Source organism: Limosilactobacillus reuteri subsp. reuteri, from assembly GCF_000016825.1.
Lineage (GTDB): Bacteria > Bacillota > Bacilli > Lactobacillales > Lactobacillaceae > Limosilactobacillus > Limosilactobacillus reuteri.
This window is the reverse complement of sequence record NC_009513.1, coordinates 1677045-1693625: the sequence shown is the minus strand read 5'-3', so window position 1 is coordinate 1693625 and position 16581 is coordinate 1677045. Positions and strand designations below refer to the sequence as shown.

Annotated in this window: 14 protein-coding genes and 1 pseudogene; 10 read left to right on the top strand and 5 right to left on the bottom strand. The window is 38.6% G+C overall.

The window, feature by feature from the left end; all coding sequences use genetic code 11:
• Positions 1-41 precede the first annotated feature (41 nt).
• On the bottom strand, positions 42-293 hold the full coding sequence (locus LREU_RS08540; protein WP_003669028.1) for a PspC domain-containing protein: 252 nt from the start codon (positions 291-293) through the stop codon (positions 42-44).
• Between the two features lie 308 nt (positions 294-601).
• Here LREU_RS08540 and LREU_RS08535 point away from each other — a divergent pair, with 308 nt between their 5' ends.
• The 5 genes from LREU_RS08535 (at position 602) to LREU_RS08515 (ending at position 5836) form a co-directional block, all read left to right on the top strand.
• Positions 602-1138, top strand: coding sequence for a TetR/AcrR family transcriptional regulator (locus LREU_RS08535; RefSeq protein WP_003664827.1), 537 nt, complete (start codon positions 602-604; stop codon positions 1136-1138).
• Positions 1139-1174: 36 nt separating this feature from the next.
• The gene (locus LREU_RS08530; protein ID WP_003669026.1) at positions 1175-4042 is read left to right on the top strand and encodes a YhgE/Pip domain-containing protein; all 2868 of its coding nucleotides are present in this window, start codon (positions 1175-1177) and stop codon (positions 4040-4042) included.
• 131 nt (positions 4043-4173) lie between these two features.
• Positions 4174-5166, top strand: coding sequence for a D-2-hydroxyacid dehydrogenase (locus tag LREU_RS08525; protein ID WP_011953561.1), 993 nt, complete (start codon positions 4174-4176; stop codon positions 5164-5166).
• 218 nt (positions 5167-5384) lie between these two features.
• Positions 5385-5582, top strand: a complete 198-nt coding sequence (locus LREU_RS08520) for a CsbD family protein (RefSeq protein ID WP_003669022.1) — start codon at positions 5385-5387, stop codon at positions 5580-5582.
• A 2-nt stretch (positions 5583-5584) separates the two neighbouring features.
• On the top strand, positions 5585-5836 hold the full coding sequence (locus tag LREU_RS08515; RefSeq protein ID WP_003664819.1) for a GlsB/YeaQ/YmgE family stress response membrane protein: 252 nt from the start codon (positions 5585-5587) through the stop codon (positions 5834-5836).
• A 46-nt stretch (positions 5837-5882) separates the two neighbouring features.
• Here LREU_RS08515 and hflX read toward each other — a convergent pair whose 3' ends face one another.
• From hflX to LREU_RS08500, 3 genes are all read right to left on the bottom strand, one after another.
• Positions 5883-7160 carry a GTPase HflX gene (gene hflX, locus LREU_RS08510; RefSeq protein WP_003669021.1) on the bottom strand — a complete coding sequence of 426 codons (1278 nt, stop codon included), beginning with the start codon at positions 7158-7160 and terminating at the stop codon, positions 5883-5885.
• Positions 7161-7189: 29 nt separating this feature from the next.
• Positions 7190-7843 carry a histidine phosphatase family protein gene (locus LREU_RS08505; protein WP_003669019.1) on the bottom strand — a complete coding sequence of 218 codons (654 nt, stop codon included), beginning with the start codon at positions 7841-7843 and terminating at the stop codon, positions 7190-7192.
• A gap of 73 nt (positions 7844-7916) precedes the next feature.
• Positions 7917-8567, bottom strand: a complete 651-nt coding sequence (locus LREU_RS08500; protein ID WP_003669016.1) for a DedA family protein — start codon at positions 8565-8567, stop codon at positions 7917-7919.
• Between the two features lie 219 nt (positions 8568-8786).
• Here LREU_RS08500 and helD point away from each other — a divergent pair, with 219 nt between their 5' ends.
• The 4 genes and pseudogenes from helD to LREU_RS08480 all read left to right on the top strand — a co-directional run.
• Positions 8787-11093, top strand: coding sequence for an RNA polymerase recycling motor HelD (helD, locus tag LREU_RS08495; protein ID WP_011953560.1), 2307 nt, complete (start codon positions 8787-8789; stop codon positions 11091-11093).
• Between the two features lie 153 nt (positions 11094-11246).
• A complete protein-coding gene (tnpA, locus tag LREU_RS08490; RefSeq protein ID WP_035167654.1) occupies positions 11247-11645 on the top strand; it encodes an IS200/IS605 family transposase in 399 nt (132 codons plus the stop codon).
• Complete coding sequence (locus LREU_RS08485; protein ID WP_003669011.1) at positions 11645-12820, top strand: RNA-guided endonuclease TnpB family protein; 1176 nt, start codon at positions 11645-11647, stop codon at positions 12818-12820. Before tnpA ends, LREU_RS08485 begins: the two co-directional genes overlap by 1 nt.
• Before the next feature lie 144 nt (positions 12821-12964).
• Positions 12965-13228: pseudogene (locus tag LREU_RS08480) on the top strand (NADH oxidase); the annotation flags it as partial.
• Positions 13229-13267: 39 nt separating this feature from the next.
• On the opposite strand, the gene LREU_RS08475 reads toward LREU_RS08480, so the two are convergent.
• The gene (locus LREU_RS08475; protein ID WP_003669008.1) at positions 13268-14137 is read right to left on the bottom strand and encodes a DMT family transporter; all 870 of its coding nucleotides are present in this window, start codon (positions 14135-14137) and stop codon (positions 13268-13270) included.
• A gap of 210 nt (positions 14138-14347) precedes the next feature.
• Here LREU_RS08475 and LREU_RS08470 point away from each other — a divergent pair, with 210 nt between their 5' ends.
• Positions 14348-16444, top strand: coding sequence for an LTA synthase family protein (locus LREU_RS08470; protein WP_011953558.1), 2097 nt, complete (start codon positions 14348-14350; stop codon positions 16442-16444).
• Positions 16445-16581: the final 137 nt, after the last annotated feature.

The window sequence follows — 16581 nt, the reverse complement described above, 5'->3', positions numbered from 1 at the left end:
TGGAATTTCTCCCAACCTCAGCTTTTTTGCTGCAATCAACATTATTTTTCTCTGAATTCACCGTCGACGATATTGTCATCATTGTTTGTCTTATTACCATTATATTCAGGCATTACGAGGGCAGCTAAGAGGTAGAAGACTCCTAGCGGGAAAAAACCGGTAAAGACGAAAATGAGAATTCCGATTATCCGCACGAGGGTTTCATCAAGACCGAAGTAATCAGCGATACCCCCAAAGACACCAAGAAATACTTTATCTTTGGATTTAGTTAAATGTTTTTTAGTTTTTGCCATTATGAAGCCTCCAATCACATAGCTTTGATACTTTTATTATACCGTATTTTAGAGAAGAGATTTAGCAAGTTAATAATTATTTTATTTATGAAAGACCCATAAAGTTATTGATGACACGCTTGACCAGTTAAATTTAGGAGCATATTATAGTTTTCGTTTGATTAAGGGACAAACAAAAGTCTATTTATGAACAAATAGCTATCTTTGTCTTATTTTGAAATGATTATCTTTAATTACCCCTGTTGTGCTGAATTGCAACAAGTTAGAATAATCATGTTAAATTTGTATTATTTGGGGAGGGAAGAGTTATGCGTGTTACGAGAACTATTCGTGACTTTGAAAATGCATTGATAACGTTATTAGAGAAAAATTCTTTTGAAAGTTTGACGGTTGATCAAATTTGTAAAGAAGCATTGATGCACCGGAGCAGTTTTTATCGCTATTTTAGTGATAAGTACGATCTCTTAGAACAAACGTTAAATGCACAAATTAACAAATTGACGGAGAATACAGATTCTGAAGATGACATTATTAAGCAATTATTATCATACATTGATAAAAATAAGGATGTTATCCGTCATTTAGCACCTAATAGTGCACGAAGCTCTTTGTATACCGAAATTTTAAATATTTTAAGTCAGGTTCTTTTAGAGCGGCGTAATCTTGAGACTAATGATCCGATTGTAACGGCGCTGCAAAAGTCTGATAATCCTGAGATGCTTGCTTATGTATTGAGTGGGGCTATTATCGGGACCTTTTACTGGTGGCAAGGCAATAATTATGACGTACCAACTGAGGACGTTATTAAGTTTGCAAGAGCAGCTACCAAATCACTAACAAACTAAAATTATGAAAGGATAAATTTTGAGGTGAAGTATTAAATGTGGAGCATGATTAAAGGCGAATTTCGTCATATTATTCATAACCGTTTACTGCTTTTATCAGTAACGGTTATTTGCTTAATACCTTTCCTATATAGTATTTTCTTCTTAAAATCAGTATGGGACCCGTATGGAAGTACACGTAACTTACCAGTTGCGGTGGTAAATAAGGATATTCCGGTTGAATACCAAGGCCAGAAAATGGATGTTGGGAAACAGACCGTTAATGAATTGAAGAAAAATCACCAATTAAAATGGGAATTCGTATCCGCTAAAGAAGCAAAATATGGTATGAGTCATCGCAAGTACTATGCGGTGGTTACGATTCCTAAAGATTTCTCTGAAAATGCAACGACTGTTTTGCAAAAGCATCCTAAGACGATGAAGTTACATTATCAAACTAATGGTTCCTTGAACTACATTGGACAGGTAATTGCCCAAACAGGGATGACACGGCTAAATGAAAAAATTCGTGCCCAGGTTACTAACGCTTACGCAACGGTAATGTTTAAGCAATTACATGTTGTAGGTAAGGGGATGAACAAGGCCGCTGATGGTGCCCAACAAATTGGTACCGGAATGGTGACCTTGAGTGATGGTGTAAATCGTTATGTTGCAGGAGTTTCCCAAGTAAATAACGGGGTTCAAACCTTGCGTGTTAGCGTTGCACCATTAGCTTCTGGTGCGCAACAACTTGCTACCGGGAGCCAAACCTTAGCAAATGGTATTATGCAATATACTGGTGGGGTTAGTCTCCTCGGCAATGGTGTTGGCCAATTAATGGCTAATTCCGGTGCACTAAATTCCGGTGCTAACCAGTTGAGCAGTGGATTAAGCACTTTGATGGCTAACTCTGGTGCGTTAAATTCTGGTGCTAGTCAGTTGAATGCTGGATTAAATACTTTAATGGCTAACTCTGGTACCTTAAATTCTGGTGCTAACCAATTAAGTAGTGGTTTGAATACGTTAAGTGGTAATTCAGAGAACTTAAGGAACGGTTCAGGTCAATTAGCATCTGGTGCTAATCAGTTGAATTCAACCGTTAACAGTCAGTTAGGAAACATTAACTTTAATGGGATTATGGGGGCCATGGATCAAGCACAAAATCTTCAGCAAGGGTTAGGTCAACTCCAGACCGGTTTGACAACTGCTAAGAATGCTCTTGCTGGTGTTCAAAGTAGTGCTGCTAGTCTTCAACAAGCTTCAGGAGCATTATCTGGTGCTGCCAGTGCTGGTGATCAGCTTAAAGGTGTTGCAACTAACGATGGTCAAATTGCTGGATTGGCACAACAAATTCTTAGCGATGATAAAGCTAGTGAACAATCCAAGCAGGCTGCTCAACAAATTGTGCAAAAAGCCGATGCTAATGTTGCTGCTATTCAAGGATTAAGTGGAACCCTTGGTCAATTGAGTAACCTTCAAGGAAGCTTGAGTGGTATGCAACAACAATTAGGTCAGCTTTCACAAATGTCTGCTGTGTTAGATAATGCGGATGGGACTATTCGTCAAGCTAACGCATTATTAGCAACCTTAAATGGCTATAAAGGCACCTTAGCGGCAATGCCAGGAGCTGTTGATCAACTTAAACAAGCAACAAGTCAGATTTCTTCTGGAGCAAGCACGCTTAATAGTGGTGTAAATCAATATACTAATGGTGTTGATAGTGCTGCTGCCGGTGCTGGTACGCTTAATTCAGGAATTGGTCAATACACAGCAGGTGTTGCTCAAGCTGGAGCCGGTGCCAATCAATTAGCTAGCGGAATCGGTCAATACACAGCTGGGGTCGCGCAAGCTGGAGCCGGAGCTGGTCAATTGGCTAGTGGAATCGGTCAATATACAGCAGGTGTTGGTCAATTAGGTAACGGAATTGCCCAGCTTAACGCTAATAGCGGGGCCTTGAACTCTGGTGCAGCTCAATTAGCTGGTGCGCTTGGTCAACTAAACGGTCAAGTTCCTGCTCTTGTTGCTGGTGTAAATCAATTAGCTGCCGGAACTCAACAACTTCAAGATAATTCTCCTGCTCTTATTTCAGGAATTGCGCGGTTGAATGCTGGTGCTTCTCAATTGGCTACATCTCTTGCAGGTGGTGCAAAGCAAATCAATGGTATTAAGACTTCACCACGGACTGCCAAGATGTTTGCAGAACCAACTGCTCTTAAGCACACAGATTACAGTTATGTACCAAACTATGGTCACGCCTTAGCACCATATGTTCTATCATTAGCAATATATGTTGGGGCACTTGTATTTAACTTTGTTTACCCAATTCGCCGGGTTGCTGAATTTGGTAAAGCTCCAATCGCTTGGTGGGCAAGTAAGGTAACAGTTGGATCACTGGTAGTAACTGCAATGGCAATCGCTGAAGACGCAATTATGATGGCGTGTGGACTTACAGTTATTCACCCAGTCTCATTCTTTGTGACGACGATATGCTTCGGGTTAGCCTCAATGGCAATTGTTATGTTCCTTTCAATGCTCTTTGATAACCCCGGTCGATTCTTTGCCATGGTTCTCTTGATGCTTCAATTAGGTGGATCTGGTGGTACCTTCCCAATGGAAATTACAATGAAGTTCTATAACGTAATTCACTGGTACTTACCAATGACTTACTCAATCTTAGGACTCCGTGATTCAATTTCTGGTGGTTTGGGAGCACATTACACGATGTTCTGTAACACTGTTCTTATCGTAATCGCAATTGTCTTCTATGCATTGTTACTAGTCGGTATGATTTGGTTACAACATCATCACTATGCTGGTCGCTCGGAATTGGATAATAACCAAGAACTGCTTGGACCAGAAGGCGATTATGACGGTATGCACCTTCAACAACGTCGCCCAAACCAAGGAGATAATGGCGAACAATAATTAAAAATAACTGAAGCAAAGTGGAACTTCAAATCCGCTTTGCTTTTTTTGTTGCTAAAATACTGATGATTAAGTAAAGGAGTGTTAAACTATTAATGTAAGCGGTTTTTATGAAAGGAATGGGAAAACTGATGAAATTAATTATGTATAGCGTTCGTGACGCTGAAAAGCCTTATATTGAAGCATGGGAAAAGAAGACAGGCAATGACGTCAAGATGGTTACTGAACCATTAAATGCTGATACAGTTAAGCTTGCAGAGGGATATGATGGAATTTCCTTACAGCAAACAACAAAACTTGGGGATGAACAACTGTATGAGCAATTAGCAGCTATGGGAATAAAGCAATTAGCTGCTCGGATGGTTGGTGTTGATATTTTTGATTTAGATGCATGTAAAGCAAATGGCATCATTGTAACGAATGTCCCTATTTATTCACCAAGGGCAATCGCAGAAATGGGCGTTACTCAGGCGATGTACTTGTTACGACGGATTGGTGAATTCGAACAACGAATGAGCCATGGTGATTTTCGGTGGAGCGATGACTTGATCAGTAATGAAATTTACAATTTAACCGTGGGAATTGTTGGCCTTGGTAATATTGGTGGGGCCACTGCTCAGATTTATAAAGCATTAGGCGCAAAAGTTCTTGCATATGATCCATCGTACAATGTCGAATATGAACCATACGTTGAATATACCGATTTCGATACTGTTATTAAGAATGCGGATATTTTGTCATTGCATACACCGTTGTTACCAAGTACCGAAAACATGATTGCAGCACCACAATTTAAGATGATGAAAGACAATGCTTACTTGATTAACATGGCTCGTGGAAAACTGGTAAATACCGCGGACTTAATTTCAGCATTGGAAAATAAAGAAATTGCGGGTGCTGGCCTAGATACATTAGCTGACGAAACTTCTTTCTTTGGGAAGCAAGTTACATCAGATCAAATTCCAGATGATTACAAGAAATTAGCGGCAATGCCAAATGTTCTTGTTACACCCCACGTTGCGTTCCTAACCGAAACATCTATTCGTAATATGGTCGAGATTAGTTTGAATGATGCTGTTACGATTTTAGAAGGCAAGCATTCACGAAATGAAATAAGAATGTAATTAAGTTCAAGAATAAAAAGAAACTCTACCAATTTATGAAGGTAGAGTTTCTTTTTAATTAAGACATAAATAAAATTATTAAAGAAAACGTAAGTAATCTATTAAGATATCGCTTTCTTGTTGGGAGACTGTTAAACTTAAAACTGTTGAAAGCACTAGTCATTATGGAAGGGAGCGAAATTAATAAAATGTTGTCAGCCACTAGTAGCCAAGAATAGATGAAAGGACTGATGATATTGGCTAGCGATAAACATGGAATTAAAGATAAAGTAGTGGGTAAATTAAAAGAGGTTGAAGGTAAAATAACCAACGACAAGCCCCGCGAAACTGAGGGAAAGTTGCAGAAAGCTAAAGGAAAAGCTAAGGATAAAGTAACTGATCTTAAAGATACATTGGAAGATAAAAAGGAGGGATAATTATGCATTGGATTTGGGTTTTAATTGTTGGTGGATTGATCGGTCTTGCTGCTGGTGCATTAACCCGTCGCGGTGGATCGATGGGAGTTATCAGTAATATCGTAGCTGGACTGGTTGGCTCGTCAATCGGTGAAGCAGTGTTAGGTGCATGGGGACCACAAGTAGCAGGAATGGCAATTATTCCATCTATTATTGGAGCAGTAATCTTAGTGATGATTGTCTCCTTGATTTTCGGAGTAAAAGCAGAGAGATAGACTAACATAAAAAGCAGCGGCCAAAAATTGATCGCTGCTTTTTATGTTAGTTCTTTTCATACTTTCCAAACCGATGATAATCTTGAACTGACATTTCTACCGTTAATAATGTTCCATCACTTTCATAAGTAGTATCTAAAATATTAGTGTGTTCATTGAGGTAAGAAACGACGTGCCCATCAGTAAATGGAATTAAAAGCGTGGTAGTAACATAGTCTTTAAAGAGACGCTTCTTAATAACGTCAACGAGAAGATCTAATGAAGCATCCTGCTTTGCTGAGATAACAACTTGATCGTCACCTTCGAGGATAGGAAATTCTATTTCAGTTTTATCTGCTTTATTAAACACATTGATCATTGGAATATCATTAATTCCAATCTGTTTTAAAGTCTCGTTAGTTGTTTCCATCATTTCCTTGTAATGCGGATCAGAATAATCAATAACCTGGATTAATAAGTCGGCGTTAGCGGCTTCTGCAAGCGTGGATTTAAATGATTCAACAAGGTGAGTAGGCAACTTGCTAACGAATCCAACCGTATCACTTAATAAGAAACGTTTTTGATCTGGAAGCGTTAGTTGTCGGACACTTGTATCAAGGGTCGCGAATAACATATTCTTTTCAAAAACGGTTTTTTCTTCAGCAGCTCCATATCTTCTTACAAGGCCATTCATAATAGTTGATTTACCAGCATTGGTATAGCCAACGAGGGCCGCTGTTGGAATGGCGCTTTTTGCTCGTTGCTTTCGCTTTGTCTGTTCAGATTTATCAATGGCTGCTAATTCTTGACGAAGGTGGGAAATTTGATGTTGGATAGTTCGACGATCCATTTCAAGTTTAGTTTCCCCAGCCCCCCGGTTAGTAAAGCCACTTCCTCCACCAGTTTGCTGGTCTAGGCGCTCACTTGCACTAGTTTGCAATCGTGGTAAGCGATATTGAAGTTCAGCGATTTGCACCTGAAGTTTCGCTTCTTTAGATTGAGCACGAGTTGCGAAAATCTCTAAAATAAGAGCAGTTCGGTCTAGAATACGACATCCGGTTCCTTCTTCAAGATTACGTAGTTGACTTGGTGATAATTCATCATTGGTAATAATAGTAGGAACGTGATTAGCATCAGCCACATCGCGAATTTCTTCTACTTTGCCCTTTCCAAAGTAGGTAGCGGGATTAGGGCGATCGATGACTTGATCAATCCGATCGATAACTTCCATGTGATTTGCTTGTGCTAATTCAGCAAGTTCAACCATTGAGTAGTCAAAGTCTTCTTGCCCAGTATTTAATCCAGTAATAATTACTGGTTCTAGAGTTTGTATGTTAGTCTCCATTGAAGAATAATGTTCCTCCTTTATGGATATTATTCTGGTAATTCAAGTTTGTTATAAAAATCAACAGTAGTATTATTCTTATCTAAAGTTAGCTTAGTGATGCTGCCGTTACGTGGTGAATCGCCTGGATCGTAAGCGTCAGAATAGCGTTGGACGATTGAGCGAATAGTGGCTCCGTGTGAAACTACTAGCACTTCTGACCCATCTGGTAATGCTCGTAGGCGGTCAAAACCTTTGTCAACCCGCTTCCAGAAAGCAACATGGTCTTCAGCAGTACCATAATTATCCGCGGCTGCAATCTTATCTTTTAATTTGTCTGGACCCCACCCGGCAACCATTTCTGCAAAACTATGATAACCATCTGGGCCGCCAAGAAAGTCAGCAAAATGTTGGCCATCTTCTCCTTCAAAGTAGCCAAAGAATTCTTCCCGAAACGCTGGCTCTGGAATTGGCGTTGGATTATTACCAGGATGTTCAGCAAGCAAGAAACGGGTAGTTGAAACTGTTCGTGCGAGGTCGCTGCAAAATACATAATCAAATTGAATAGGAGCAAGCGCCCGTCCTACTCGTTTAGCGTCTTCTTCACCCTTTGGCGTTAGCGGGCCATCAGCCCAACCTTGCATCCGATTGTAGAGATTAAGATAGGTTTGTCCGTGGCGTACAAAATAAACATTGATTGCCATAGTTACAGCACTCCTTTAAGCGAAATAAAAATACTTATTACATTTTAACATGATTTCGCTGAAGAAAAAGCAATTATAGCATTCGGCTTCGCTTAATAATTCGTTGACGAATCGCTTTGATAAGTGCTAACAAGCCAACTCCTAACAGTGAACACACAACAAATGCTAAGATGATAAGTGAGAAGTGCTGACGGACAAACGGAATTGTTCCAAAGTAATATCCACATCCAGCACCAATCGCTACCCATAATGTAACGCCAATAATATTACCAATTGTGAAACGGTGAAATGGAAACTGCATTGTTCCAGCAATTAAGGGGACAAAGGTACGAATGAGCGGTACAAATCGCCCTAATGCTACAGCTTTGATCCCATGACGGGCTAAAAATTCTTGTGCTTTCTCAAAGCGGGGACCGGCCATTCTTTTTTTGAGCCATTGCCAATGAGAAAGGGAATGACCAATATAATAATTAACTGTGTCACCAATTAGCGCCGCGAAAAAGAAAACGGGGATGACGATTTCCATTTTTAAGATCGGGTTAAAAGCAATGAAAGAACAAGTTAAAAAGACGAGTGATTCACCAGGAAACCATGGGAAAATCACTAATCCAGTTTCCATAAAAATTAGGATAAAAAGGAGAACATAGCTCCAAGCGCCCATCCACTCAAACATGGGAATAATTATTTCCGCAATATGAGTTAGAAGATAAAAAATATGGCTCATTGTTGTTTTCCTCCTCCTGGATCATGGTTTCAATATATTGTAGCGTTATTATTAGTTATTTTGATGATCTTAGGATTAAAATTAAACGACATTTAATAATTGAAAAAATAGAAGGCGGAAAGTTAACAGACTAATTGGCGAAAATGATATAATAATTGGATCATTTTAAGATAAATTATTAAGTAAGTCGACCTGAAGATGAAAGGTAGGGAGTATGGAATGTCTACGAAAACTGAAAAAGAACTAGAACAAAAGTACCTTGATAATGTGATTGATAAAGTAAAACAGGCCGAACAAAAAGCAGAAGAAAAGATTAAAACGGCTCAACATGATATTAAGGGCATCAATAAGCAAATTGATGATATCCACTTAAATACCACTACTTATTCAGGCATGATGGATACGGCCATGTCTTTTCGTGCTCAACAGCAGATGCTAGATGAACGTCAAAATAGCTGGCAACACGCTGCAGACCGGCTAGCAACTTTACAGCGACTTGAAAAGAAACCTTACTTTGCTCGCATTGATTTTCGTGAAAAAGGTGCCAATGAATCCGAAAAGGTATATATCGGGCTTGCATCTTTTACCGATAAGCCAGATCACTTTCTTGTTTATGACTGGCGAGCACCGATTTCGTCTGTTTACTATGAAGGAAAGCTCGGGAAAGTTAAGTACCAGACTCCGGTAGGTGAACAAGAGGTTGATCTTACTCTTAAGCGCCAATTCCAAATTAAAGATGGCGTGATTGTAACCATCTTTGATACCGACGAACAAGTAGGCGACCAGATGCTTCTTGATGCTCTTGGTAACCATTCAAGTACCAAGATGAAGAGCATTGTAACGACGATTCAACGGAAACAAAATGAAATTATTCGTGACACTAAAAATGAATTGTTGTTTGTTCAGGGGGCTGCTGGCTCGGGAAAGACAGCTGCAGTTCTCCAACGGGTTGCCTGGCTTCTTTACCGTTACCGGGGTAATTTGACCTCTTCACAAGTTGTTCTTTTTTCACCTAACCAATTATTTAATGACTACATTGATCAAGTTTTACCGGAATTGGGTGAGCATAATATGGTCCAGATGACTTACTTCCAGTTTGCTAATCGTCGGGTACCAAAGCTTCATGTTCAAAACTTAGAACAACGGTTTGAAAGTCACCAAGATGAAACGGCTAAGAATGCACAACAACTATTAACTAGCTTACAATATTTCAAAGCAACAGAGCGTTATGCTAACCATCTTGGTCATGCTAATATGCGTTTCCGCAACCTTATGTTTAATGGTAAAGTCTTTTTGAGCAAAGATAAGATTAAGGAGATTTACTACTCATTTAACAATAACTATAACCTGGGAAATAGGTTGGATGGAACGAAAGAAGCTCTTATTAAATACCTTAATCACCGTGTTGGATCTGAAATGCGCAACAAATGGGTAGAGGATGAAATTCAAAGCTTGAGTAAAGAAGAAATCGACAACCTATTTAATAACCAGCCACGTGAATTTGAGGATGAAGATAAAGAATACAAGTTCCTTGCGCGTCAAATCGTTATGCGGGCATTTATGCCAATAAAAAAAGCCATCGATCATAATCAGTGGCTTAACATCAATGGACAATTTTTACACCTTCTCCGGGTAACTCCAAAACTTGTTAATATTGCTGAATACGGTATTTCTGCAGAGCAATGGAAAGGTTATGTTGATGGGATAAAAGAAGAGCTAAAGAAGGGAAATATCAGTGCAAACGGAATTACCATTTACCTGTACCTGTATGATTTGATTACTGGAAAGCGTGGTCAACGTGATATTCGTTACGTTTTTGTTGATGAAGTTCAAGATTATGATGCTTACCAGTTAGCTTACTTTAAATATCGTTTTCCCCGTGCTAAATTCACATTGTTAGGAGACCTTAACCAGGCGATTTTCACTCATGAGAATAGTCGGTCACTATTAAAGCAGTTAGGGACGATGTTTGATCCAGAAAAGACGAAGGTTGTCCAATTAACTAAGTCTTACCGTTCCACGAAACAAATTACCGACTTTACTAAGCATATTTTAATTGACGGTGAAGCAATTGAGGCCTTTGAACGTGAAGGTAATAAGCCACAAGTTTATCAAACTAAGGATGAACAAGAAGGGGTAGCGGCAGTTATTAATATTCTTAATAAGTATCAGAATGACCATGATGCCGTCGCAATTATTGGTAAAGATCTCAAAGACAGTGAAGAGTTGTATCAAAAGTTAAATGCCAATAATATCAAGACCACCGTTATTCGGACAGAGAATCAACGGTTAGTAAAGGGGCCAATTGTTGTGCCGTCATATCTAGCAAAAGGGTTGGAATTTGATGCGGTTATTGTCTGGAATGCGAATGATCAGCAATACCATGGTAACGATGAGCGACAATTGTTATATACAATTTGTTCTCGAGCAATGCATGAGTTAAGCTTAGTATCAATTGGCAGGACAACTAGTTTGCTGAATCAAGTGCCGACAGATGAATATGAAAAAGTTAATGTTGATAAATAAATGGCAAGAGTAATATTGCACTTTATCCATAAATTTGCGAGAATACCCCCACTTCTATAAGTAGGGGATGAATCGCTCTCTTAAAGTACGTTAGTGCTTTTTCTTTTGTTCTATGATATATTTAGTATATATCTATAAAATGTGGTGATAACAATAGAATTAGATAGAAATCAGCATTCAGTATACTTACTTAATTACCATTTGGTAATGGTGGTTAAGTATCGTCGAAAAGTAATTAACGATGAAATATCTGAATATCTTAAACATCGTTTTGTAGTTGTGGGACAAGCATACGGCATTAATTTGCAAGAATGGAATCATGATCAGGACCACGTACATGTTTTGTTTAGAGCAACGCCTCATACGGAAATGGCTAAATTTTTAAATGCTTACAAATCGTCTAGCTCCAGAATGGTTAAAAAACAATTTCCAGAAATCAAGCAGTATCTTTGGAAATCAGCCTTTTGGACACAAAGCTATTGCTTAATTAGCACTGGTGGAGCGCCTTTAGAAGTTTTAAAACGATATATTGAAAGTCAAGGGAGAAAATAATGGTTCTAAAAGCCGTTAAAATGCGCATCTATCCGAATTCAGCACAACGAAATCAGCTCTGGCAAACCTTCGGTTGTGTTCGTTTTGTATGGAATCAAATGCTTAATATGCAAATTGAACGGCGCAAGAACAATCCGGAAGCTAAATTTGTTAATGCCTTTGGGATGAATAATCTGTTGAAACAACTTAAGGTTGAGTATCCTTGGTTGAAACAAGCAGAATCAACTGCTTTGCAAAGTGCTAATCGCAATTTAGCCGATGCTTTTCAACGCTTTTTTAAAGGTCAAAATAAGTTCCCTCGATTTAAATCCAGAAAATATTCTCAGAGCTACAATTCAAAGTACGTTAATGGCAATATTAAAGTTTTAGATTGCCATCATATAAAGTTACCAAAACTCGGTATCGTCTATTTTAGAGCTGGTCGATTGCCAATGGGTAAAATTAAGAATGTCACTGTTCGTCTGAACGTTGCTGGTCAATATTACATTACTGTTTTAGTGGAAAGCGAAAACCAAACTCTTCCTAAAACAAGTAAATATATTGGTGGCGATTTAGGACTTAAGTCATTACTTAATCTTTCAGATGGATGCAAGGAACCGATCAATCATTTTGAAGACAAATACCGTAAAAAGTTGTATCGTTGGGAGAAATTGCGTAGTCGTCGGTTCTTAAAGGCCCAGCAGGAAATCGCCTGGAATCATCATAATAAAGTGTTAGTTCCACGGCAATTAGACGATTTTAAGAATTATCAGAAAGCTCGTATTATGGTGGCGAAGTATCGGCAAAAGATTGCCAACCAACGGTTGGATCAGCTACAAAAATTCACTACTAAATTGGTCAAAAAGTACGACATCATTGTGTTGGAAAAACTTAATACTAAGGGAATGATGAAGAATCACCATTTATCTAGAGCAATCGGTAACGCTAGCTGGTCAAAATTAGTAGATATGTTGCAATATAAGTGTGACTGGTACGGTAAAAAGCTTATTCAGGTCAATCCGTCATATACTAGCCAAATTTGTGCTAATTGTGGGAAGAATAATCATCGGTTAGGATTGAATAAATCGGAATGGTTAGCGGTACGTGAGTGGGATTGTCCAAACTGCGGTAAACATTTAGATCGTGATATTAACGCTGCACAAGTCATCTTGCAAAAAGGATTAGCTATCCGATAGATAAAGTTAGGCTCGGGACGAGCCTTGGCTAATAGTCGTAACCTCTGCTTGAAGGTTCGTTCAGAATCGGTAGGGTAAGTATGCGATGTTTCCAGAATCTCCCACTTCAAGCATTAAACCGTAGGTTTAGCTAAGTGGGAGTAGTTCAAGCCAACTACCACGCCGGTCCTGATGTCATTGGTTTGGGATAAGGATACCCAACGAATCTTGGGAGCACAGATGATGAGTAAACACGATATTTCAGAAACTTTAAGTCTGATTTCGTTATGCATTCAGAACCAAAATACAATTGAATTTCTTGGAATGTATGATACAATGTTCCAGCCAAACTTTGACCGACCATTTAACTATGTCAACTTGCTAGCTCAAGCAGCGGTTGCCAAGGAAGATAAGAAAGTAAGCAAATAAAAATAACGAGGATGAAAAAACTTTTCATCCTCGTTATTTTTAATGCTGTTTTCTTAAAAATGGCACATCTTGGAAATTAACTTGCATAATTGCATTGGCTAAAAGTAAGATTAAACCACCCCAAATTAGTTGTGGTGTAAGGGGATCATAGCCCATGATAACTGACATGGTGCTGGCAAAAAATGATTCTAACATCAATAATAATCCAGCAGATGTAGCATCAGTATATTGCTGAGCTGTAATTTGCATTCCTTGCGCTAAGAAGGTTACGACGATCGCTAAAATAGCAAGGGGAATCAGGGCTTGAACCCAATGAATTTGTGGAAGATTGGTACGTTCAAATAATCCGGTCGTAATCCAGCCGAACGTGCCTTGACATAGGCCGATCATGAAGATTACCACCCAGGGACTGGAAACTTTCGGCGCGTACTTTCCAAAGAAGATTAATTGTAAGGCCCAAAAGATAGCAGAAACAACAGTTAGAAAGTCACCAAAATTTAATTGAAGCCCAGTATTAGCAACGTTAGTGATGACGGCCATCCCGATAATCGCGAGGGCGACCGCAAAATATGTCTTCCGCTGTGGACGTTCATGCCAAAATAGCCATAAAATCAAGGGAGCAATTGCAACGTATAAGGTTGTCAAGAAGGCATTTTTAGCCGGCGTAGTATAACGGAGGGCATCAGTCTGTAAAAAATAACCCAGGAAATTGATTGTTCCCATAAGGAGTCCTAGCTTAAAATCCAGCCAAGTCATTTGGTTGATCTGTTTATGGAAGATAATATAGCCAGCAATTACACACATTGTTCCCCGGCAAGCATTGATGACTCCAGAATGCATTCCAGCTTGAATTGTTAGTTTGGCAAATACGTAGCTGCTTCCCCATAAAATAGCAACTAGCAGTAACATTAAGTTCGCTTTTTTCTTTGAAATGGTGCTCAGTCCCTTCTGTTAATTAACGACACTCAATCATAACATTTAAGATCTATTTTCAAAAGGCTAACTACGACAGAAAAGTGACGGAATTTTTAACTTTTTGGAAAAATAAAATTGTACGGTTGCGGTTAGCTAGTTAGTGTATTATTGTTAATAATGATATTTTTTTATGGAGGAACGACTATGAAAACAGCGTTGCAGAAGCTCCGCCGTGTCTTGAATACCAAGCTCGGTTTTTTTCTGCTTGTTGTACTTTTATTTTGTTTAAAGAGCTATTGGGCCTATCAAAATGAATTTAATTTAGGTGTAAAAGGAAGCATGCAACAATTCCTTTTAGCATTTAATACGATTCCAAGTGCCCTTGTATTTTTGGGAATTGCATTGTATTTCCGTGGGCGCTTGTCCTATTGGATTATGTTGATAATTAATGCGGCATTATCGACATGGCTTTTTGCAAATATTTTGTACTATCGAGAATTTTCAGATTTCATTACCTTTAACGTAATAAAGGGATCTGGAGCGGCTTCAAATAATCTTGGTAAAAGTTTAATGGGAATATTACGTCCCGAAGACTTTTTAGTTTACTTAGATGTTGTAATTTTAGCACTCATCTTACTTTTCCATTTTGTCCGTGTTGATATGCGGCGCTTTAAGGTTAGATATGCGATGACGATTACTGCCCTTGGCTTCGTGCTATTTGGAGTTAACTTAGGAATGGCGGAAAGTGATCGTTCACAATTACTTACACGAACTTTTGATAATAACTATATTGTTAAGTATCTAGGGCTCGAAGCATATACAGTTTATGATGGAGTTAAGACAACTAATAACAGTGTAGTAAAAGCGCGTGCTAATCGCGACGAATTAAAGCCGGTTTTGCATTTCATCCATAGTAATTATGCTGCGCCAAATGTTGAATATTATGGTAAGGCTAAAGGAAAGAATATTTTTATCATTCACCTTGAAAGTCTCCAGCAATTCATGATCGACTATAAAGAAGATGGTCAAGAAGTAATGCCAAACCTGAATAAGTTGTACCATGCTAATGATACTTTGGCATTTGATAACTTCTTCCACCAAGTTGGTCAAGGAAAGACGGCGGATGCTGAAACAATGCTCGAAAACTCGCTATTTGGTCTTCCAGAAGGATCAGCAATGGTTACTGATGGGACAACTAATACCTTCCAATCTGCGCCAGCGCTTCTTCATCAAAAACTTGGCTATACCACGGCATCATTCCACGGGGATGTTCCTAGTTTCTGGAACCGTGATAATGCTTATAAGTCTTTTGGTTACCAATACTTCTTTAGTAAAGAGTATTACCCTAAGACCAAGGATTATGATGCTGGATATGGGATGAAGGATAAGATCTTCATGAAAGAATCAGCCCACTATATCGAGCAGCTTCCACAACCATTCTATGCAAAGCTCATCACAGTTACTAACCACTATCCATATATCCTCGATAAAAAGAATAAGGATATCGAAGCGTGGAAGACTGGTGATGATACGGTCGATCCTTATATTCAAACCGCACGATACTTAGATGAATCTCTTGGTGAATTTCTTGATTACCTTGATAAGACAGGGTTACGGCAAAACAGTGTGTTAGTTCTCTATGGTGACCACTATGGAATCTCTAACAACCACCAACCAGCCATTGCGCAAATCTTAGGTAAGAAGAAAGTAACTAATTATGATCTAGCAATGTTCCAAAAAGTGCCATTCATGATTAATATGCCTGGCCTAAAAGGTGGGATTAATCATACTTATGGTGGCGAAATTGACGTCTTACCTACTCTTGAGGACTTGTTAGGAATCAGCTCTAAGAATTATATTCAATTCGGACAAGACTTACTTTCCCCTGAAAATAAGCAAATTGTACCGTTTAGAAATGGTGATTGGGTAACGCCTAAATACACTAAGTATAATGGTGATTACTATTACACTAAGAATGGTAAGCAAATTACTCACCAAACCGCGGCTCAGCGCAAAGAAATTGGCAAGATTCAAAAATATGTTACAACTGATCTTGGATTATCAGATAAAGTTGTGAATGGTGACTTGCTTCGGTTCTACAAACTCCCAGGATTTAAGAAAGTTGATAAAAAACAATATACTTATAACCTTAAGAAGAGCTTGAAGAATTTACAGAAGCAGCAAAAGAAACAGAAGACAAGTTTGAAGTCGGAAAATAATAACCAGAGTACCTTCGATGATTATACAACCGATGCACCTGAGTTAAAGGATTATCCGAAATTAAACTTCCCTAAACCATAATCAAATGAAAATGGAGGCCAGTAATAGTACTAGTCTCCATTTTTATTTCAAACAGTTGCGTTGCGCTAATTATCTGGTAAAATGTTTAGGTGTTCACAAGCTAGATTGAGCTTTAATTATGTTTATAATATGTTATT